We start from the raw sequence: 19,691 nt of genomic DNA, 5'->3' as shown, positions 1-19,691 counted from the left end.
TAGCCGTAATACGCAGACAAGAAAAAAGGCTCATTACGAGCCTTTAATTTTGATGACAAGAAATGCAATCGCATGAAATTATTGATGCGCTGCTTTCTTCTCAACCACTTTTTCAAAATGGAAAAATGCTTCTTTAATACATTCTTCTAAATTTACATTATGCGCTTTAGCACTAACTTTATGAAATACTTCCGTATCCATATTTAAATCAACAGCATAGCCTGTATCTTCTTTGATGATATCAACATGAAGATGTTTAAATTCAAGGTCGATAATCATCATCTTTTCAATATAGTCAGATACTACTGCTTTGATTGAATCAGTTAGTTCCATATGTTCACATTTGATTTTTAAGCTCATGATACACCTCAGTAATTCTCTTAAATATCTGGCACTGAATGTAAGCCTAAAAATAAAAAAAGTCTCATTCTAAAAAAGTAATATTAATACTCAAAAAATCACTTAGCTTCACATTTATTCTTCAGGTAATACCCAATCAGGACGCGGAAAATGACAGGTATAGCCATTAGGTCGGTGAAGTAAATAATCTTGGTGTTCTGGCTCTGCTTGCCAAAAATCACTCGCTGGCACGACTTCTGTTACTACCGTTCCCGGCCAAATTCCAGAAGCATTGATACGCTTAATCAAATTTTGGGCAGTGTTTTTTTGCGCCTCTGAAGTATAGAAAATCGCAGAGCGATAAGAAGTACCGATATCATTACCTTGGCGATTGGTTGTTGTTGGATCGTGAATTTGAAAGAAATACGCCAAAATATTTTCAAAACTGGTTTGGTCATCGTCAAAAGTTATTTCAATCGCTTCAGCATGAGTACCATGATTGGGATAAGTTGCATTTGCCACATCACCGCCCGTATAGCCAACGCGGGTTGTGATCACCCCTGTTTGACGACGAATAAGATCTTGCATCCCCCAGAAACAGCCGCCAGCAAGTATCGCTTTTTGTTGTGCCATCGTTAACTCCTTCGCTTTCTTAAATCCCAATTTAATATATACCCTATCAATAAATCGTCAGGGATGAACAGTATTTGTGATTGAAAAACAGCTAAACACTTATTTCAACGTCCTCAAAAAAAGTTTTAATTTAGCAATAGATTCTGCCTTCATACACCTAATTGCCTGATGATCACGGTAAAGAACAAGTATACTTATTAATATAAAATAGCTAGTTGATAAAGACAGGGACGATTCATTGGATATTTTAATTTATAGTTTAATTGCCGCAGCATTACTTCCTTACATAGCCAAAATACCTCTAGCCATCGCAATGCATAAAGCTGGAGGCTACGATAATAACCATCCCCGAAACCAACAAGCAAAATTGCATGGCTTCGGTGCGCGAGCATTAGCTGCACATCAAAATGCCTTTGAATCACTTATTATTTTTTCCATGGCAATTGTGTTAGCTATCGCAACAGGCACCACAAATGAAAAAATTCAGTTATTGGCACTTTTCCATATTGGCTTTAGAGTTGTTTACCACATACTGTATCTAATAAATCTCAGTGTTTTGCGTTCCATCGCTTGGACGATAGCAATCGGCTGCTCATTTATCATTATGGGACAGTGCATTTCGAGTTAATCAAGATTAAGACATAAAAGTATATTTAAGGTGCGACTTGATAAATACACTTGATAAAAAGAATTAGCCTAACTATAAATTTATATGCAAGTGTCTAGGTTCATCATATCCATTGCCCCTCATTCCAAATATGTGACTAGAGGGGCTTTTTATTTCAATTAAATACAATCCATTTTTATATCTGTGCGCTATATCCTATGTGTAATTGGGCATATTTTGATATTTTGCATGCGATTTTTTGATATTAATTTAACGATGGCAGATTTTATTGAATTTCATTGATAACACATTCTTTGTTATTGATCTGATATCGGTTGGAATGGAGATTTACGATGAATCACTGGACAGACTTTTTCCCTTATGTCGCTATGGCGATTAAAGTTATTGCGTTAATGGTTGCTGGATATTTTGCGATCAAGTGGCACTTCGACCAAGACAGAAAACTGAAGAATAAAGAAAAACAAGAACAACAAATTAAGACGCAAGATTAGAGGATCTTACAGCGTAAATACTGCCAGGTTCCTTTTTACTTTATACATTTATAGATAGCAGTATTTGTATTCTTTTCATTGTAATATCTAGAGAGTCATTAATATGACTCTCCAAATACAATACCTTTTGAATAATCATTTAGTGGAGAAGCCACTCCAAAACATAATTAAAACACTACCTTATTTCTTTAGCGTTTCTTTTAAAAGCGCCGCTCCTGCAAGCCCAACTAGCGGCAACGCATCAACAGAACCACCGCGCCCATCACCTCTATCATCATCTGTTGCATAAGCCCAAAACTCATCACGAGCAGCCTCATGTTCAGATGTTATACACGAGTAAGCATCTAATTGATGAATTTCACTTAACACGTCAAGATCTGGCTCTTCAATGGATGATATGTAATGTTGCTGGAGGAACTCTTCATTCTTATTTTTAGGTGGTATCCAAGTAAAGCCCAAAATCAAACAACCTATAGCCTGACGAAAATAGGCACTATGAGTCCAAGCTGTCATCGTAGAAAGTCGACGAGGAGAAAATGCGACTTTATGTTCATGTTGGAATTGAGCCTCATAACTATCCCATAACTCATAAGCTTTATCATTAATATCATACAGCGTTAAATGTGACGGTAGACTCTGAGACTTTATTATTGCATAGGATATTGGAAATTTTTCACCTTCAATACTGTCTATCGTGACATTTTTTGTTTCAACCCCTGATGCTGGATAAGCAATAATATCTGTTTTATTTACTCTATGACCATCATTATTAATAGGTCCCTTACCATCAGGATAATAAACATCTAAGTTTACTGGGCGTCCATCGAAGTAATCAAGATACAGTGAAGTGAAAGATAGCGTTGGCTCTCTATATACTCCTCCTATCACCCCACTTCCACCATTGCTAGCCTCATTACACTCTTGATCCCAATCATCCGCAGTGCCGTATGCTGGAGAGTAAATATCAGGAAATTTAGTTGAATCCAATTTAAATGGAGCTGGATTTAGATCAACATCCATTTGCCTAAACATTTCTATAAAGTCATCACAATATTTTACAGCGATGGCGTTGGACGCAAAAAAATAATTGTAAGTATCAGTACGATGTTGCCCTACAGGAGGACTGTTTTTTTCCAATTTATCTCTTTGGTTTTTAACCATCAGTTTAAAGTAATCAGAATATTGTTTTTTATAATCTTTCATTTCTGATTTTAAAAAGTCATACGTATTTTGAGATAAAATGTCTTTGTGATGCAGTAAAACATCCCTTAAAAAAGTCATATGTAACGAAGCGAAAACACCATATAATGGAAACAAAACATATTCATAGCCTTTTTGTTGAAACTCAGGGCCCTCTCTTATGAAGTCATCATTTATCGCAATAATAATAGACACTATCTCCTTATGAGAAGCGCCTTTGACAAATTTTAAATAATTTTTTAGAGAAAGATTCATACCTGCTACAACAGTACTTAATCTTGAAAAAACCTCTTCGTCTAATTTTTCATCAATTAATTCTTCTACTTTGTCTTTTATTTGCCCCCAAACATCTTGTTTCGGTGACGGCCACAATAAACGCACGAGAAATGACACAACACCGCCAACTTCAGGAATAAAATTCAAAGCAAAGCCCAGTGAATTTTTGAAGATTTCAATCACATCTGAACCTGAAAAGTCGGGATAGTTAATAGTGTAACCTTTATCACTACTTAACTCGTTATTGCCGCCTAAACTACGAGCAATGCTATTGCCTGATAACAGAGACATCGCAACTAATGCTGATAATTTTTTTAACGCTAATCTTCTATCATTCATAAATACATCTTAATAATAAATACTATGCCTGATAACTCTGTGGCTAACTGCAATTACTCGTACCTTAAGCCATGAAGTCATAAATACTCGCAACATTCTGCCATTGATAATACCCTGTCAGAAAATTGCAATGTTAACGTTCAGTAAAAAACCATGAAGAAGTAATAAAAAATAAGAACCCAATATTACTAGGTTGTTGCGACTCATATCAAAAGAAACATTCTAATAACTCTTTTATTACGTGTTGAAATAAGAAATGGGGCACTTAGCGGTTAATAGATTTATAAACAATAAGTTTACTGAATAATAAACTCATTTATGGACAAGAACGTGTTTAAGGTTTGTTATATTTAGAATAGCGATTATAAGAATAATAAGCGGGTAATAAATGAGCAGTTAAAAACAGGCGACTAAAATAGACAAAAGTAAATAGCCGACTGTTTAATACCTAAGTTAATGGTTTAGTAAGATTTATAATGCAATTCTATAGTTTCAAGTTAAAAGCCCTTGAAAATTCATATGCTGGATTATCTTGATAAAAATTAACCTCATCGTTCTCAGATGGTTCAGAAAGGCTGTCGTAAACTATATTATCAACCTTTGTCACCCAATGCTTAATTCCCTTTGGATCATCTTTGTATTTTAAATATATAAGACTAATTTTAGATAAATCTTTGTTTGAATTTTTTTGTTCATAGGGAATAGATAAAATATTCAAAATACTTTTCATTTGCTCAGTATTCACTGTATTGTCTTTTTTAGACTTCGTATTTTCATATGCGCTATTGATCTCATCTGAACGCTCTAATTTTAAAATTTTATCTAGCACCAACAATGCCTCTAATGCGCATATATTTTTATACATTGAATCTTTGAAATTTTTACGCTCAATTCCGTTCATGAGTTCAGTTCCCATAACCTTAAAAAACTAACAGGTTCTTAATATATTTAAAATCAATATCCTATCAATAAAAACAACTTATTTTTATTAAGCTACTAGAAGAAAGGCATGTAACCCAATAAAATTATTAATAAGTTATAAATAGACACATTAAGTAACCCCCCTGATTAAAAACATAAAATCCTTTCACTCGTACTCTCCCCCATAGAGTGGTAAAATCCTCGCCCCATTTTGCGATAGATTAAGCCATGTACGATTCCTTTTTTACTCCATTTCGCTCATCGATTGAGGCTATCGCCTTACCTGAACGTTTTACTTATCCTTTTTGTTATAAGCCACATCCACTTAGCGTGTTAGCTGCGCAAGAGTTGCAACAACACCTTAAAACACAAACCGAATGGCAACACGATTTTGGTTTAGATGGCTTAAATGAAGACAGTGATAATCACGCCATTGGCAATATGTTCGGTGTGTTAGTGGTACAAAGCGAGCAAGGTGACATCGGTTATCTATCGGCATTTTCAGGCACTATCGCAGGGCAAACACAGTTACCCCATTTTGTGCCACCCGTGTTTGATGCGCTTAACACCGATCCTGAAATCCAAGCGATTAAACACGCGCTTACAGTACTAGAATCTGACATTGAATCTATTGCGTCTTCGCCTCAGTTCATTGCGCTGCAACAGCAATATACTCAAGCGAAAACGCAAGCTGAGCAAGAATCTGAAGCCTTTCGTTTACAGATGATTGAACAGCGCAAGCAGCGTAAATTGCAACGCAAAGCTGCCGAGAAAAGTGATGATGAAAACGTTAAAACTGAAGAGTTTCATCGCCTAGCCCGTGAAAGCGCTTATGATAAACATCAACAAAAAGCCTTGCGCCAACAGTGGCAACAAACGCTGCAATCACTAAGCGAACAGCTTGAAGCTGATACCACTGCACTTGCTGAACTGAAAGCCAAGCAAGCTAAATTGGCAGCAAAATTAGAACAAAGTATTCATAGCCAATACCGCTTTGTCGATCAGTTTGGGGAATATAAAGATCTTAACCAGTTGTTTGATGAGCCACTAAAAGGTGCGGGCGATTGCGCTATCGTCAAACTGCTTCAGTATGCGTTTAACCACCAATTAAAACCGTTAGCAATGGCAAATTTCTGGTGGGGTAAGTCCCCCGCGCCACAAATGCTAAAACATGCTTATTTTTATGAAGCCTCAAAAAACAAATGTGAGCCTATTTTAGCCCATATGTTGTCTGGTATTGAGATAGACGAGAACCCACTAGAGCAAAACCCAGCCGAAGGCAAAGAGCTAAGTATTATTTATCAAGACGATGCGATGGTAATTGTTAATAAACCTGCGGAGTTCTTATCTGTGCCCGGTAAAACCATTACCGATTCAGTATATAGCCGAATGCAAGCTATGTTCCCAAATAGCGACAGCCCGTTGATTGTCCATCGTTTAGATATGTCTACATCAGGCTTAATGGTGATTGCTTTAACCAAAGATGCTCACAAAGCACTGCAAAAACAGTTTATTGAGCGTACAGTCGAAAAACGTTACGTTGCACTATTAGAAGGTAACAGTGAAAGTGATAGCGGGCTGATTGATTTTCCAATGCGGGTGGATTTAGACGATCGTCCTCGTCAAATCGTGTGTTACCAATACGGCAAGCCAGCACAAACCACATGGGAATTGCTTGAGCGTAAAAATGGCAGAACCAAGGTCTATTACTACCCGAAAACAGGTCGTACACACCAACTTCGTGTGCATTCTGCTCATGTTAAAGGGATGAATATGCCTATTGTCGGTGATGATTTATACGGGCAAAAAGGCGATCGTTTATGCCTACATGCTCAATACTTGGCATTCAACCATCCAACAACTAACGAGCGTGTAGTGTTTGAAGTCGCTGAAGATTTTTAAAGCCTAAATAACACCGCAAAAACGACAATAGCTGACGCATTTTTTGTTATGTGTCAGCCTACTTTCTTTCTAGATGAACCCACATGTTGGCGTGAGCGCCTACAACGTTCAGAGCAATACTTCACTTCATCCCAACATTGTTGCCACTTCTTGCGCCAAGTAAATGGCCGTTGGCAAACCACACACACCTTAGCGGGTAAATTAGATTTTTTGTGCATCAGTTGTTCTTATTTAATAAACACAGTGCTAATACGTTTAAAACCCTTTATCCGATGTTATTTCCTATACAAATCACCCTTTCACTTCTTGATGCAACCAATCACGAAACACTTGCACTTTAGCTATATCGATTGATTCTGGTTTATACACCACAAAATAAGCGAGTGGTGAATCAAATTGGATAGTCGGAAATAATCGTACTAACCGCCCAGCTGCTAAATCATCTTTCACCATTACACTTCGCGCTAATGCAATACCACCACCATCAATGGCCGTTTGTAATACCGCAGCCGAGTTATTAATTTGAATATTATGGGCTGATTGATGCTCTGCTACGCCAGCTTTATCTAACCATGCCGACCACGTTGGAAAGCCTGAGTGTTCATCCATAGACAGATCATGAATAAGTGTTTGTGCTAATAATTGTTCTGGTTTTATTAAGCTATCTACTTGTGCTAATAACTGTGGCGAACAAACGGGAAACACTTCTTCTTCCATTAATTTCTCTGCCACCAGTCCTTGCCAATTTCCTGTGCCATAACGCACGCCAATATCGACGCGCTGAATAACAAAATCTATCGGTTTTAAATTGGTGTCTAATCGCACATCGGTTTCTGGACATAACGCTTGAAAGCGATCAAGCCTTGGTAATAACCATTTAGCAGCAAACGCTGGACTAACGGTCACGGTTAATATGCCGCACGTAGGGCTTTGCTGAAGTAGCTCTAACCCTTGGGAGAGTTTATCAAACCCAGCACGAATTTCAGGCAAGGCACGTTCGGCAGTTTCAGTTGGCAGTAGTCGAATTTTTCCACTATTAGCGCGGTGAAATAACGGCGTTTCTAACCATTCTTCCAATGTTCTGACTAATTGCCCTACCGCCGCTGGTGTGACGTTTAGCTCTTCTGCTGCAGCAGAAAAACTTTGGTGACGAGCACTGGCTTCAAAGGCTTTTAACGCATTCAAATGTATCGGTAATTTCATATCAGTAAAGTTTTTCTTTATTGGCTTAACAGATTATCTCATTTGTCGAAACGGCTAATAACAACAAAAATGTCAACATTAGCTATCAACTCAAGCCTAGCATGAAAGTTTTTCTTTTGTTGATAGTAGTAGTTAAAAAACGCCAAACAGAGAGAGCAAAGCCATGAGTGATCTATTTTCAGGTAAAAAACTATTAGTGATCGGCGGTACAAGCGGCATGGGTTATGAAACCGCTCGTCAGGTGTTAGAGCAAGGCGGAAGTGCTGTGATTGTGGGTCATCGTGCTGATAAAGCCGAAAACGCGCAGCAAGCATTAGCCACGTTAGGCGCTGTTGAAGCACTAACGGCTGATCTCACCAGTGAAGCTGGCGTTAATACGCTTATCGACACCATTACTGAAAAGCACCAAGACATCGATCTACTGGTTAATGCCGCAGGTGTGTTTTTTCCAAAACCGTTTCTTGAGCATGACAGTAACGACTACGATAAATATATGCAGCTTAATCGTGCCTTTTTCTTTATTACCCAAAAAGTGGCAGCCAATATGATTGCGAATGGCTTAAAAGGCGCGATTGTAAATATCGGCTCAATGTGGGGTAAACAAGCCATTGCTGCAACACCATCATCGGCTTATTCAATGGCAAAAGCAGGATTACATGCACTCACTCAACATTTAGCGATGGAGTTAGCGGCAAACAATATTCGCGTTAATGCCGTGTCACCCGCGGTTGTACAAACACCGATTTATGAAGGCTTTATTCCTAAGGATGAAGTCCATGATGCACTGCAAGGATTTAATGATTTCCATCCTATTGGTCGTGTAGGTACGCCTGAAGATATTGCCAATACCATTACTTTCTTACTATCTGATAAAACTGAGTGGGTAACAGGCGCTATTTGGGATATCGATGGCGGTGTGATGGCGGGACGTAATTAATCTCCTTCTTTTCTAAGCTCACTTATTAGGGCGATAGCTATTTGCTATTTCACTACTTCAATATCTTACTGTCGCCCTTTATTTAAATCTAAGAGGTCATCATGCAAATTAATACTGACTTTACTCGCCCTGTCACTATTCGAGGTGATCGTTATCATTGGGTGCCATCAACACAAACGGGCGTTGAACGCATGATGCTGGATCGTATTGGCGATGAAAAAGCACGTGCGACTACTGTTGTTCGTTATGCCCCTCATTCTTCATTTCCTAATCACGCTCATCCTGGGGGTGAAGAAATTTTAGTGCTATCGGGAACTTTTTCAGACAGTACAGGTGATTATCCTACAGGCTCGTATTTACGTAATCCTCCCGCATCTTCACACGCGCCTTTTAGCCACCAAGGCACGACGATTTTTGTCAAATTATGGCAAATGCGCGAAACCGAAAAAGAAACACTGCGTGTAGATACCAACGATCCCGCTAATTGGAAAGTGATTGAGGGTCGTGAAACATGCCCATTATTTTGCAACCCATTTGAATCGGTCAGTTTACAGAAAGTCCCAGCGCTTAATCTTGTGTGTGATTTGTCGCTCGATGCCACGGAGATTTTAGTGCTGGCTGGTTCTGTAAAACATGACGGGATCACTTACCCACAAGGAAGTTGGCTGCGCTTACCTAAAGATTCAACAGCGACTGTTACTGCGGAAAAACAAGGTGCAACGGTGTTTATCAAACAAGGTGAATTTGCCAATATTGAAAGTGAGACTTCGTTATGATGGATAAAAAAATAGCTATTATTGGTGGCGGTTTAAGCGGTCTTTATGCCGCGTATTTACTAGAGCAACAAGGGATCACAGATTATCTGTTATTAGAAGCCCGTGATAATTTTGGTGGCAGGATCCAATCTTTCACACCAAACAACACTGAAGCCAGTTTTGATCTGGGGCCAGCATGGTTTTGGCCTGATATTCAACCTGAGTTTGCTCAGCTTATTAATGATTTTCAGTTAGACAGTTTTGCTCAATACGATACGGGTAACATGCTTATCGAGCGTTCGTTATCTGAAGCACCGAATGAGATTTCAGGCTTTGTCACAGAGCCTACTTCTATGCGTCTAACTCAAGGTATGAGCGGCTTAATTAAAACGATAAGTGAAAAACTCACTAACACTGATATCCATTGTTCGAAACAGGTGACGAAACTTGAGCGGCAGGAAAACAAGGTTATTATCCACTACCACGATAGTCAAAATAACACTCAGCAAATGGCAACAAGTGTTCATGTATTGCTCGCGCTGCCACCACGCTTAGCGATTAAGCTCATTGAATTCACGCCTTCGTTACCAGAAACACTTACACAGCAATGGCAACAAACAGCGACCTGGATGGCACCTCATGCTAAATATATTGCTGTTTATGAGCGTCCGTTTTGGCGAGAGCAACAGCTATCAGGCAGTGTACGCAGTACGGTTGGCCCTATGGTTGAAATTCATGATGCATCGCTAAGCACAGAGACAAAACATGCCGCTTTATTCGGATTTATTGGGATTCCAGCACAGCAACGTAAAGATATCGGGGAAGAGCAGATTAAGGCTTATTGCCAACAACAATTGGTCCGTTTATTTGGCGATCAAGCAGCGCAGCCTATAGATCATATGATAAAAGATTGGGCGCAAGATGCATTTACTGCCACAACGCTGGATAGCCAAGCATTAAGCCATAGCTTAGCACCGCCTCGATCCCCAATTAATAGTACTTGGTCGCAACACTTAACAGGTATTGGTAGTGAATGGGCAACGGAATTTCCGGGTTATTTAGCAGGGGCAACAGAAGCGGCAGAGTTGGGTGTTGAACGGTATATGGCGCTCTATGAAAAATAAGCGCCAAGACGGAGAACAATTAAACTTTTACAGAAAATTGCGTAATGATGTATTACGCTTTTTTAACAAATTTTGCAGTAACCATCATGTCACCAGCGCCATCAAGTTTACAGTCTAGTTGGTGGTCTTTACCTTCAACAATACGTTTAATGACCGCTTTTGTTCCAATTTTTAGCACCAGTGAACTGCCTTTAACTTTCAAATCTTTAATTAGCGTGACCTTATCGCCCTCTTGCAATAATGTGCCGTTAACATCTTTCATTATAATGGTTTCTTCCTCTGCAACTTCTGCAGGGTTCCATTCATAGGCGCACTCAGGACACACTAGGTTCGCTTGATCTTGATACACATATTCAGATTGGCAGTTTGGACACGGTGGTAAAGACATAATCACAACTTCTTTAATCAATTAACAATAATGCGCATTATGTTAATAGTTATGGCTAGCTAATACGAGTTTAATAAACCGCAATTGCTTTATAAATTGCGGTTTACGTTAGTGATACGGCTTACTTAATAATCGTTACACTGTCATCGGCTTCATAATCGTCTAGCTTTGGATTAGCCCTAATATCAAGTTTCGTTAATGGATTATCCGTTAACCATAGCGAGCGTAATTTATGATTTTTACTCACGTCAACTGACGTTAGTTTATTATCCGTCAGTCTTAGTTTTTCTAACTGCGCGTTATGAGTAACATCTAACGCAACCACTTGGTTATACATTAATGATAAGCTTTTTAACTTACCACTCTTACTTACGTTAACAGTTGTCAGTTGGTTTTCAGCCAATCCCGCCTGCACTAAATTTGGATTATTGCTAAAATCAATGGTCGTAAATTGATTTCGATCTGCCCATAGGTATTTTAGCTGCGGGTTTTTAGATAGATCTAACGTGGTCAAATTATTTGCCACTACCGCTAAATCTGTCAAATTAGGGTTATGACTCAAATCAATCTGTGATAAATGATTAAAGCTAACCCCTAACTCTTTTAATTGTGGATTCTGACTAACATCAATATTGTCGATCTTTGATTTGGTGATAAATACACTTTCTAAGGCTGGGTTATGGGTTAAATCAACATGCTTTAACTCAGATCCAGATACCTGCAATTCTTTTAATGCCGGGAAATTTGCTAATTCATCGATAGTATTAATAGAAAATTGACTACAATCTAGCTTAGTGATCGTAGCTGGATCTTCAATATTCTGAGCTATTACACACTGCTTAAAATTATCATCTTTGAATGGTATTTCACTTACCTTACTGTAATCGCCTGCAGCGACTTGTCCTGAAACCATTAACGCTAATGCAGTGAACGCAAATTTCTTTGTTAAATCCATAACTAAACAAACTCCAAATATATACGAAAAACCGCGTGAACAATTTTAGTCATTCACGCGGTTGAGAGCTTAGTCAGCAAAATACTGCAGGGGAAATATAGGTTACAAAAATTTGCACCGGATCAAATAAATACTTTATAAGTAAGTGTTATTCCATAATAACTTGTTTACATTTCAATCAGCTATGAAAAATAGCAATTACATTCACTAAACCCATGATTTTAAGATAATACGCTCATCACCATCACGACGTACCCAACCATCTTTTTCCATTCTATTCGCTAATGGGATTGAGTATTTTCGGCTTAATTCTGTGCGATCTTTAATATCTCCCATCGATATACGATCTTGGGGCTGATGCTCTGCAATCACGGCTTTAACTAAATCAAGATATAAGCCCATATCGAAGTAAATGGTATCATCCAAAGCGGTAATATATTTTTGGTGGCTGAGCTGCCTAAGCCACTTTTTACCACCAGCAACCGTCACTTTATTCAGTTCTAGTCCTGCTTTACCTAACTCGCGTATTTGTTGCAGGATCTCCTGTGCCGCAGAAGGTAATTCGTCTTCGTTATCACCTTGCCCTAAGCACCATTTACCATAACTAACATGCACTTTTTCTTGCAGCTTTAATTGCTGCATTAAAATATCAATCACCGCTTCATTTATACGTAGACGTGTTGCTATTTCGGCAGATGCCATTGAGATCCCAGCAGACAGTAACGTCTGTATTTGCATAAAACTGTCAGCTAACCAGCTATCATCAAAACAATAAGGCGCTAAATAAGTTTGACCTTGTGCTGATTCAAAACCTGCTTCTGTCGTTTCAAAGTAACCTTCTAGAGCGAGTAACATCTCACGCTGTGATTCGGGCTTTAAAAGCAAAGGTAAATTATCTAATGCTTGGTATAAACGTCGTTTTTGATAGCCCATAACAGGTGTTGACCACACAATTTCAGCACCGTGTTGCAACCCACAACCTGCTTTTTGGATCATTGCTAATCGTTGCCCAAAAATCATTGGGATGGGCTTTTCAAAGGTTAGTCGTGCTAATTGAGTATTCGGAATATAACTTAACAATGCCGAGCCATGCCAAGTTCCCATTGCAACTTCAACATGACGTTGTTTACGTTGCTTGAGTTTGTCTGCCGTTTTATTGATACGAACTATGCACTGACTATGTAATGGTGGGGTTATTGTCGCAGATGTTAATAAGTGCCCTCGCCCTATTTCTTTACGGCTGATCCCTTTAACATTCACAGCAACACGGCAGGTGGCAGATAACTGCTGATGTTGTTGATGATAAGCTTGCAGAGAACGAACCGTTCCCATGATATTACTAGGAAAGCAGCGAACTTTATCACCAATACTCAACGTCCCCTGTGCCAATGTACCTGTAAGTACGGTACCCATGCCATTTACGACAAAAGAGCGATCGATATACATTATTGGGGCTACGACCTGATCATCTGCAACATAAGCCAATGCTTTACGCTCAATATTAGCTTTAACCGCCTCAATCAGTAGATCGCGTAACGCAGGAATGTTGTCATTTTTTAATGCTGATACGCTGATAATCTCAGGTAATAAGCCCGTCATCTCCATTACATTATCTAGGGCTTGATCTTCTACCACACTGAGTTGCTCTGCCGTGACTTTATCGCGCTTATTAATACACACGACGATATCTTCTACTCCCATCGCATGTGCAACTTGTAAATGTGAGGTGGTCATCGGCATCCACCCTTCATCTGCCGCTATAACCAACAATAAAACATTAAGGTGCCATACACCTGACACCATATTACGGAGATAACGCTCGTGTCCCGGGACATCCACAACACCAATGGTATTATTGTTATCGTCTTTAAAATAGGCAAAACCCAAATCTTGTGTCATACCTAATTGTTGTTCATGTGGACGCGCTGTGATGATACCTGTGAGTGCTTCAATTAAAGCGGTTTTACCGTGATCAACATGACCAGCCAAACCGATAACGGCTTGATATTTTTCTACATTATGAGGCTGTGAGACCATTACTACGACCTAATTGAAGTGAATAATATTTATATTGAGATAAGGGACTAATTGTTGCGCATGTTGAGGCATGAATACGCAGCCATTACTTTATAAACGTTTATCATCAAATTCCTGAAGTGATAGTAATAAACTTTCGGATATCAGTAATTGACTAGTATCAATTTGTATAACAAACAAATATTAGGCTTGTTTTTTAATGAAGTGTTTTTTCCTTTTATCTGTATGATATTTATTCATATTCTTTATTATTTTCTATTAACAAGCAATAAAAAGCCCCGCTTATTGCAGGGCTTAGTTATAATTGAAAATTTCTATCTGATCACGTTATTGTCTTTCATATTCGTGACCAATATTCCCGTCAATTCATCAATGATATTATTCATATTACTTGGATCAACAGATTCTGATGATGTTGACCAAATAGGGTTATGACTTTGCGTATCAAATAAGGTGAATTCAACGTTTACATACTCATAAGAAACTGAATAACTATCATCGTAAATATAACTATAAGACGTATTGTAGTAACTGTTAAAACTAATACCTCGGTTATAGCTAAATCCAGTATTACCCGGATACCTCACTTCTTTATCTTCAATGTTTATCAATTTTGCGACAAAAACGGTTTGCGTATTATGCGTTTTCACATAAGCCGCAATATCACCTTTAGACGGTAATTCATTAGGAAAAATTTGCGAACTCGGGATCGCATTTACTCCATGAGCTTGTAATTGTCTAACCATATCATCTTCAAAGATCCGTCTTACACGTAAGTTGTCAGACATAGCAACAACCATTGTGCTTTTTATTGGAAACTTTGTATATGACGTGTCCACCCAAGATGACGTTATATTACTCGACGCACACGCTGTTAATAGGCTGCTTAATAACAAAATAAATAGATAACGCATAATACATCCCTTCACTTATGTTCTAAAATTAAAAATAGTACAGGGAAAGGAGAAATCAATCATGAGGAAGTGTATCGTCATTATTTTATTATTAATGAGTTGCAGCTCTGATAATGATTTAAAAAACAATGAAATTGCAAATAAAGAAAAAAACTCTCAAAATGATAATAAAAAATTGCCATTTGAAAAAGAAAAAATAAATAATTTTTCATTTGATAATAATAAAAAATTTACAATTAAAGAGTTTATTTCCATCATTGAACATCCTATTTATAGCAGTCATGATAAACAAGAGGCTATCAATAAGTTAAAAGAGCTCGCCAATAGCGATTCTGATGCTGCATACTATTTAGGTCACCTGTATGAATTTGGAGAATGGGTTGAGTTATCTGAAGAAAAGGCACGTTTTTACTATAAAATTTCCATTTCAAATGATAACCATACTTTCTCTCAATATTCTTTGGCATTAATGTTAATTGATGGCAGAGGAGGAGATGTTGACTTGAATTATGCAGAAGAGCTACTTCTTCAAACAAATGCGAAAAGGCATACTCCATCAACGTACACATTAGGTTACTTGTATTTTATTAAAAATAACTTTAAGCGCTGTATTGAAATCTTCTCGGTTGATGACTTCGAGAGTAACGAATACAGTGACTACCTTCTTGCATTATCTTTGATTAACACCCGTTCTGAAATTGAAAGAGCCGTTAATTTGATTGAAAGCTCAGCTCAAAAAGGACATGGCTATTCACACTTTACATTAGGCGAAATTTATCAAAGTGGCCTTTATGGTAAGAAAAAAGACATCACTGAAAGTCATAAGCACTATCAAATTGCAGCAAAACAAAATATTCCTAATGCTCACTTTAAATCAATAACTCTAAGTATCGATAATCCTTCTCTGATTAAAAACAATGAATATGATTTAGTTAAAGCGCTTGAGAAAGAGGATAAGAAAGGTAATCCAGATGCTAGTTTTTATTTAGCTCGTATCTACGACCAAGGTAACATTATTCAACAAAATTATAAAAAAGCTTTATTTTGGTATATCAAATCAGCCAAGTTAGGAAATAATACTGCTATGTATAACTTGGCAAGTATGTATGCAAATGGCGATGGTACAAGTGAATCTATTGAAAAATCCCAATACTGGCTAAATAAAGCCGCTCGGAATGGTAATAAAAAAGCGATTGAAATAGTCAATAGTATTCTAAATTATTAACGAAATTATACATAATAATAAGCTAATCATTATCAAATAAAATAAAAAATCCATATTTAGAAATATATGGATTTTTTATTCGTTTAATATTACGTTAGTTTTTAATCATCAACTCTTATAGCAAATTCCATTACAGCTCTTTCTCCAGGCGCCACGGTTCCTACATTACCAATTATCGCGCCAGTACTTCCATCACTGATAATATTGATTGAACCTTTGTCTATATTAGGAACTCCCCCAACCACTTTAAACGTTGTAAAAGCTGGCGTCGCATCAGTTAATACAACTTCATGTGCATCTTCTATCGCAATATTCTCTGCAGTTAAGCGATAAAGTATGCACTCTCCGGGCGCAACAGAGAACGAATTTAATGAATAAGCACTTCCTGCATCAACCATACCATCACAGCCGGCATCTTTAGCCTGCTCTTTGATGATTCGCATACTTATATTGGCCACGGTTGTGGAGTCAACCATTAAAATATCACCACAGCTTACTGTTGCTGAAATTGACGTGTTATTGACTGTATTTAATGGGACATTTGAATCAACTGTAACTTTTAAGAAAATGGTGACTTCCGTTAAAGGGGTAAAGTCCACCGTGGAATCAATCTTAGTATCATCACCATCGAACTCACCGTTACCATTGCTATCTCTATATATCATTGATGTAAAACCGGGCTCTGAATCTAATAGAGAGAATGAGACGCCTGTATATGACTCTGCTGTATTGTTATCAATAATATGTTTATAGATGGTTGCTCGCCCTGGTTGGGTTACGCCAGATTGATTTGGTGTACCGATGACTAAACATTGGTCTCCTCCACCTCCGGGACCGACTGTATTAATTAACTCCACAGAAACCGCAGTGAAAACGGTATCTTCAGCACCCGTAGAAGGAGAACTCACCATAAAATAGAGATTTTCAGTTGAGATACCTACCGTTTGGTCAATAGAAACTAGAGCTCTGATTTCAATACTTTCATCAGGTAAGAGAAGAGGAATATTTGTTATTGGCGTGCCATTTGTGTCTGTATACACAACGGTAAAACCACTTGTTAATGCCTTTGAAGAGAAAGGAATAACATTACTAAAATCTAGTACATATGTATCTGCAACAGTCGAGGTATTGGTAATAAATATCGTAAACGTTGTGGATGTAGACGGGTTAGCTGTATTCGTAACGACAGCAGCCCCTTCAACACCGGCTCCATACCCACAGCCATCATTCACATTATCACAGTTATTCTGTGTCGTTGATGACGTTTCAGAAGGATAATTTATTGTAATGTCGACAGTGCTTTTAGCTATCGTTGTTAATTGGTTACCCACAGTATCAGACTGAGAAGTATCACTCGAAGAAGTTGCTTGTAGTGCTACAAAATAGGGCCCACCACCAAATGAACCCGGTGGTAATGTCGCTGTAACGATAACTTTCGCACCACATTGGCTACCAGCCGCTGTAATCAAATAAGAAGGACAGGTTGAGCCTGCGGCTGGAATAATACCAGTATCGACTTTACTGTCACCGTCGTTATCGAGTAAAGGTACTACACCGTTACCGGCATAGACCATAAAACTTGTACCCGCAGGGAACGTGGATGAAGGTAAGAGTTCAAGATTAAATGTATCTTCATCATTACCTAAGTTCCAGATATAGTTTGTAAATGACACTCTAGAACCTTGCGCTGCACTAGCAACCGTCATTTGCTCAAAGTTAATATTATCGGTTGCATTACAACTCGTATCATTGGCACCACATCCTCCTGTATTCACTACAACTGAATGAAGTGGTGTGATAGTAAATGGGACCGTATTTGTTTTATATTTATGTTGCTCACTTGCTCCCACAACACCGTCATTGTCTTCATCGTAGCCAAACGTTACTTGGTTAGTTAATCTAGAGGCAACTAAACCAGAATCTATCATTACCTCAAAACTTATCGTCGCCCTTTGATTTGAAGATAAGCCATCTAGAGTAAACGATACTTTATCTTGCGAAAGACAAGATGGAGCACCTGCTATACATGATGTGAATGATAAATCACTATCCCCTTCGCTGACACTGCCGCCCGCTATATTTCCGATTATACCGCTACTCAAACTCCAAGTTACGTTCCCATTGAATCTCATTCCAACCGGGAGCTCATCACTTAACATGATGCCGTTTGTCTGAGTTAATGACATATCTGTTAAGCCGACATTACTATATGACAATGTCACTACATAAGGACCACTTGGAGAAGCTCCCTCATTTTGATTCATAGATTTGGTCATTTCTATGATAGGTAAATTTGTTACTGTTACTGTATCTGTATTACTCGCAGAGCTCGCACCACCTGAAAGAACCGTTGTCGCGTTATTAGTAAATGACTGGCTTGTCGCAGTAAAGGAAACAGTTCCCGTATCTCCATTTGATGCACTCGGTGAAATAGCACCTAAGAGAACAACATGATAACTTTCACCCGGCGCCAAAGGACCAATAGAAGATATTATTCCTAAGGACTCATCTTCTATACCATCATTATTTTCATCAGGATAAATAGCAATGGACGTCATTGCTGTGCCAGAAAGTGATGTGGATAATGTAAAAGAATCTTCATCATTACCTGTATTAGTAATAATGTGATTAAATCTCACGGCACCAGACGGCGCAACAAACTTCGTCTGATCTGCGGTAACCGTTACAGAAACAACGGGCTGAACGAATGTTTCAACTATATTTGAAGCCGTCGAACGAGTAATATTATTACTGTCTTTATAGATAGCACCTACCTGGTTTTTAATAATCGTACCAGACTCGGTCAATGCATAACTAAGAGGACTCAAAAAAAGATAAAATATTATAATTAGACCTAATAAGTACCTTATATACTGCATATGACGTCCTCTGTAAAAATTAGTCAGATTGTTTTACTTCATACATCATTTCAACTGGATTAGAATCAGTGCCAAGTAAAAGAATTTGAACACGTCGATTAACAAAGTTTGCTTCTCTATCATTCGTTTTCAGGTATTTACTACTAACACCTGATGACGTTACTACTATTCGAGTTCTCATAACGCCGCTATCAATTAAATATTTAGCCACTGATAACGCTCTATTCTGTGATAGTATATTGTTATAATTTTCACTACCTTCAGGATCTGCAGAGCCAATTAACGCAACTTTCAACTCAATATTACTAAGCAATGTTTGCGCCACTTTATCTAACTTTAACTTATCACTATAATCTAATTGAAAATCATCAAAATCAAAATTAATAACGCTAGGCCATTCGTAATAAACACTATATAGTTCTGAGTCTAATTGAGATAAATCACCATAGTCGACGAATATCTCTTCTTCCTTAACACAACCGTTTTGAATTAGGAGAAAAGAAGAAAGAACAGATAGAAATAATAACTTCTTCATTCAGGTATTA

The 19,691-nt window shown here is 38.0% G+C and carries 19 protein-coding genes; 7 read left to right on the top strand and 12 right to left on the bottom strand.

Annotated features, from left to right (window positions below):
• Nucleotides 1-78: 78 nt before the first annotated feature.
• Both CTN01_RS08955 and msrA read right to left on the bottom strand, forming a co-directional pair.
• Nucleotides 79-360 carry an HPF/RaiA family ribosome-associated protein gene (locus CTN01_RS08955; protein WP_045149070.1) on the bottom strand — a complete coding sequence of 94 codons (282 nt, stop codon included), beginning with the start codon at nucleotides 358-360 and terminating at the stop codon, nucleotides 79-81.
• A gap of 114 nt (nucleotides 361-474) precedes the next feature.
• Complete coding sequence (gene msrA, locus CTN01_RS08950; RefSeq protein WP_045149072.1) at nucleotides 475-972, bottom strand: peptide-methionine (S)-S-oxide reductase MsrA; 498 nt, start codon at nucleotides 970-972, stop codon at nucleotides 475-477.
• Between the two features lie 238 nt (nucleotides 973-1,210).
• Here msrA and CTN01_RS08945 point away from each other — a divergent pair, with 238 nt between their 5' ends.
• Together CTN01_RS08945 and CTN01_RS22765 are read left to right on the top strand one after the other, a co-directional pair.
• A complete protein-coding gene (locus CTN01_RS08945; protein WP_045149074.1) occupies nucleotides 1,211-1,600 on the top strand; it encodes an MAPEG family protein in 390 nt (129 codons plus the stop codon).
• Between the two features lie 332 nt (nucleotides 1,601-1,932).
• Entirely contained in the window at nucleotides 1,933-2,091 is a 159-nt protein-coding gene (locus tag CTN01_RS22765) for a hypothetical protein (RefSeq protein ID WP_005366214.1), read from the top strand.
• A 180-nt stretch (nucleotides 2,092-2,271) separates the two neighbouring features.
• On the opposite strand, the gene CTN01_RS08940 is transcribed toward CTN01_RS22765, so the two are convergent.
• Both CTN01_RS08940 and CTN01_RS08935 read right to left on the bottom strand, forming a co-directional pair.
• Nucleotides 2,272-3,906, bottom strand: coding sequence for an insecticidal delta-endotoxin Cry8Ea1 family protein (locus tag CTN01_RS08940; RefSeq protein WP_244156044.1), 1,635 nt, complete (start codon nucleotides 3,904-3,906; stop codon nucleotides 2,272-2,274).
• 484 nt (nucleotides 3,907-4,390) lie between these two features.
• Entirely contained in the window at nucleotides 4,391-4,807 is a 417-nt protein-coding gene (locus tag CTN01_RS08935) for a hypothetical protein (RefSeq protein ID WP_045149075.1), read from the bottom strand.
• Between the two features lie 248 nt (nucleotides 4,808-5,055).
• On the opposite strand from CTN01_RS08935, the gene CTN01_RS08930 reads away from it, so the two are divergent.
• A complete protein-coding gene (locus tag CTN01_RS08930) occupies nucleotides 5,056-6,729 on the top strand; it encodes an RluA family pseudouridine synthase (protein ID WP_045149076.1) in 1,674 nt (557 codons plus the stop codon).
• A 53-nt stretch (nucleotides 6,730-6,782) separates the two neighbouring features.
• Here the strand turns inward: CTN01_RS08930 and CTN01_RS08925 are convergent, their stop codons facing one another.
• Both CTN01_RS08925 and gcvA read right to left on the bottom strand, forming a co-directional pair.
• A complete protein-coding gene (locus CTN01_RS08925) occupies nucleotides 6,783-6,947 on the bottom strand; it encodes a DUF2256 domain-containing protein (protein ID WP_080896203.1) in 165 nt (54 codons plus the stop codon).
• 73 nt (nucleotides 6,948-7,020) lie between these two features.
• Nucleotides 7,021-7,932 (bottom strand): transcriptional regulator GcvA, encoded by a 912-nt coding sequence (gcvA, locus tag CTN01_RS08920; RefSeq protein WP_045149078.1) that lies wholly within the window; start codon nucleotides 7,930-7,932, stop codon nucleotides 7,021-7,023.
• 163 nt (nucleotides 7,933-8,095) lie between these two features.
• Between gcvA and CTN01_RS08915 the strand changes: the two genes are divergently transcribed.
• The 3 genes from CTN01_RS08915 (at nucleotide 8,096) to CTN01_RS08905 (ending at nucleotide 10,748) form a co-directional block, all read left to right on the top strand.
• The gene (locus CTN01_RS08915; RefSeq protein WP_045149080.1) at nucleotides 8,096-8,869 is read left to right on the top strand and encodes an SDR family NAD(P)-dependent oxidoreductase; all 774 of its coding nucleotides are present in this window, start codon (nucleotides 8,096-8,098) and stop codon (nucleotides 8,867-8,869) included.
• Between the two features lie 101 nt (nucleotides 8,870-8,970).
• Nucleotides 8,971-9,645, top strand: a complete 675-nt coding sequence (locus CTN01_RS08910) for a cupin domain-containing protein (protein WP_045149081.1) — start codon at nucleotides 8,971-8,973, stop codon at nucleotides 9,643-9,645.
• Entirely contained in the window at nucleotides 9,642-10,748 is a 1,107-nt protein-coding gene (locus tag CTN01_RS08905; protein ID WP_045149082.1) for a flavin monoamine oxidase family protein, read from the top strand. The genes CTN01_RS08910 and CTN01_RS08905 overlap by 4 nt, the downstream gene beginning before the upstream one ends.
• 52 nt (nucleotides 10,749-10,800) lie before the next feature.
• Here the strand turns inward: CTN01_RS08905 and CTN01_RS08900 are convergent, their stop codons facing one another.
• The 4 genes from CTN01_RS08900 to CTN01_RS08885 all read right to left on the bottom strand — a co-directional run bounded on the left by CTN01_RS08900 (nucleotide 10,801) and on the right by CTN01_RS08885 (nucleotide 14,916).
• Entirely contained in the window at nucleotides 10,801-11,136 is a 336-nt protein-coding gene (locus CTN01_RS08900) for a zinc ribbon domain-containing protein YjdM (RefSeq protein ID WP_005366260.1), read from the bottom strand.
• Between the two features lie 121 nt (nucleotides 11,137-11,257).
• Nucleotides 11,258-12,091 (bottom strand): leucine-rich repeat domain-containing protein, encoded by an 834-nt coding sequence (locus CTN01_RS08895; protein WP_045149084.1) that lies wholly within the window; start codon nucleotides 12,089-12,091, stop codon nucleotides 11,258-11,260.
• 207 nt (nucleotides 12,092-12,298) lie between these two features.
• Complete coding sequence (selB, locus tag CTN01_RS08890) at nucleotides 12,299-14,128, bottom strand: selenocysteine-specific translation elongation factor (protein WP_045149085.1); 1,830 nt, start codon at nucleotides 14,126-14,128, stop codon at nucleotides 12,299-12,301.
• A gap of 314 nt (nucleotides 14,129-14,442) precedes the next feature.
• Entirely contained in the window at nucleotides 14,443-14,916 is a 474-nt protein-coding gene (locus CTN01_RS08885) for a hypothetical protein (RefSeq protein ID WP_244156045.1), read from the bottom strand.
• A 187-nt stretch (nucleotides 14,917-15,103) separates the two neighbouring features.
• Here CTN01_RS08885 and CTN01_RS08880 point away from each other — a divergent pair, with 187 nt between their 5' ends.
• On the top strand, nucleotides 15,104-16,267 hold the full coding sequence (locus tag CTN01_RS08880) for an SEL1-like repeat protein (protein ID WP_107188495.1): 1,164 nt from the start codon (nucleotides 15,104-15,106) through the stop codon (nucleotides 16,265-16,267).
• Between the two features lie 101 nt (nucleotides 16,268-16,368).
• Here CTN01_RS08880 and CTN01_RS08875 read toward each other — a convergent pair whose 3' ends face one another.
• Both CTN01_RS08875 and CTN01_RS08870 read right to left on the bottom strand, forming a co-directional pair.
• Nucleotides 16,369-19,074 carry a hypothetical protein gene (locus CTN01_RS08875; RefSeq protein ID WP_244156047.1) on the bottom strand — a complete coding sequence of 902 codons (2,706 nt, stop codon included), beginning with the start codon at nucleotides 19,072-19,074 and terminating at the stop codon, nucleotides 16,369-16,371.
• A 91-nt stretch (nucleotides 19,075-19,165) separates the two neighbouring features.
• Nucleotides 19,166-19,681, bottom strand: a complete 516-nt coding sequence (locus CTN01_RS08870; RefSeq protein ID WP_052666637.1) for an OmpA family protein — start codon at nucleotides 19,679-19,681, stop codon at nucleotides 19,166-19,168.
• Between the last annotated feature and the right edge of the window lie 10 nt (nucleotides 19,682-19,691).

This window comes from Photobacterium angustum, from assembly GCF_003026365.1.
Lineage (GTDB): Bacteria > Pseudomonadota > Gammaproteobacteria > Enterobacterales > Vibrionaceae > Photobacterium > Photobacterium angustum.
Note: the sequence above shows the minus strand (reverse complement) of the source record. Positions and strands in the feature narration are given on the sequence as shown.

Excerpts from the sequence above, each read along its gene's own strand:
- CTN01_RS08955 (WP_045149070.1), bottom strand. The coding sequence starts at position 360 with ATGAGCTTAAAAATCAAATGTGAACATATGGAACTAACTGATTCAATC.
- msrA (WP_045149072.1), bottom strand. The coding sequence starts at position 972 with ATGGCACAACAAAAAGCGATACTTGCTGGCGGCTGTTTCTGGGGGATG.
- CTN01_RS22765 (WP_005366214.1), top strand. The coding sequence starts at position 1,933 with ATGAATCACTGGACAGACTTTTTCCCTTATGTCGCTATGGCGATTAAA.
- CTN01_RS08940 (WP_244156044.1), bottom strand. The coding sequence starts at position 3,906 with ATGAATGATAGAAGATTAGCGTTAAAAAAATTATCAGCATTAGTTGCG.
- CTN01_RS08935 (WP_045149075.1), bottom strand. The coding sequence starts at position 4,807 with ATGAACGGAATTGAGCGTAAAAATTTCAAAGATTCAATGTATAAAAAT.
- CTN01_RS08930 (WP_045149076.1), top strand. The coding sequence starts at position 5,056 with ATGTACGATTCCTTTTTTACTCCATTTCGCTCATCGATTGAGGCTATC.
- CTN01_RS08925 (WP_080896203.1), bottom strand. The coding sequence starts at position 6,947 with ATGCACAAAAAATCTAATTTACCCGCTAAGGTGTGTGTGGTTTGCCAA.
- gcvA (WP_045149078.1), bottom strand. The coding sequence starts at position 7,932 with ATGAAATTACCGATACATTTGAATGCGTTAAAAGCCTTTGAAGCCAGT.
- CTN01_RS08915 (WP_045149080.1), top strand. The coding sequence starts at position 8,096 with ATGAGTGATCTATTTTCAGGTAAAAAACTATTAGTGATCGGCGGTACA.
- CTN01_RS08910 (WP_045149081.1), top strand. The coding sequence starts at position 8,971 with ATGCAAATTAATACTGACTTTACTCGCCCTGTCACTATTCGAGGTGAT.
- CTN01_RS08905 (WP_045149082.1), top strand. The coding sequence starts at position 9,642 with ATGATGGATAAAAAAATAGCTATTATTGGTGGCGGTTTAAGCGGTCTT.
- CTN01_RS08900 (WP_005366260.1), bottom strand. The coding sequence starts at position 11,136 with ATGTCTTTACCACCGTGTCCAAACTGCCAATCTGAATATGTGTATCAA.
- CTN01_RS08895 (WP_045149084.1), bottom strand. The coding sequence starts at position 12,091 with ATGGATTTAACAAAGAAATTTGCGTTCACTGCATTAGCGTTAATGGTT.
- selB (WP_045149085.1), bottom strand. The coding sequence starts at position 14,128 with ATGGTCTCACAGCCTCATAATGTAGAAAAATATCAAGCCGTTATCGGT.
- CTN01_RS08885 (WP_244156045.1), bottom strand. The coding sequence starts at position 14,916 with ATGTCTGACAACTTACGTGTAAGACGGATCTTTGAAGATGATATGGTT.
- CTN01_RS08880 (WP_107188495.1), top strand. The coding sequence starts at position 15,104 with ATGAGGAAGTGTATCGTCATTATTTTATTATTAATGAGTTGCAGCTCT.
- CTN01_RS08870 (WP_052666637.1), bottom strand. The coding sequence starts at position 19,681 with ATGAAGAAGTTATTATTTCTATCTGTTCTTTCTTCTTTTCTCCTAATT.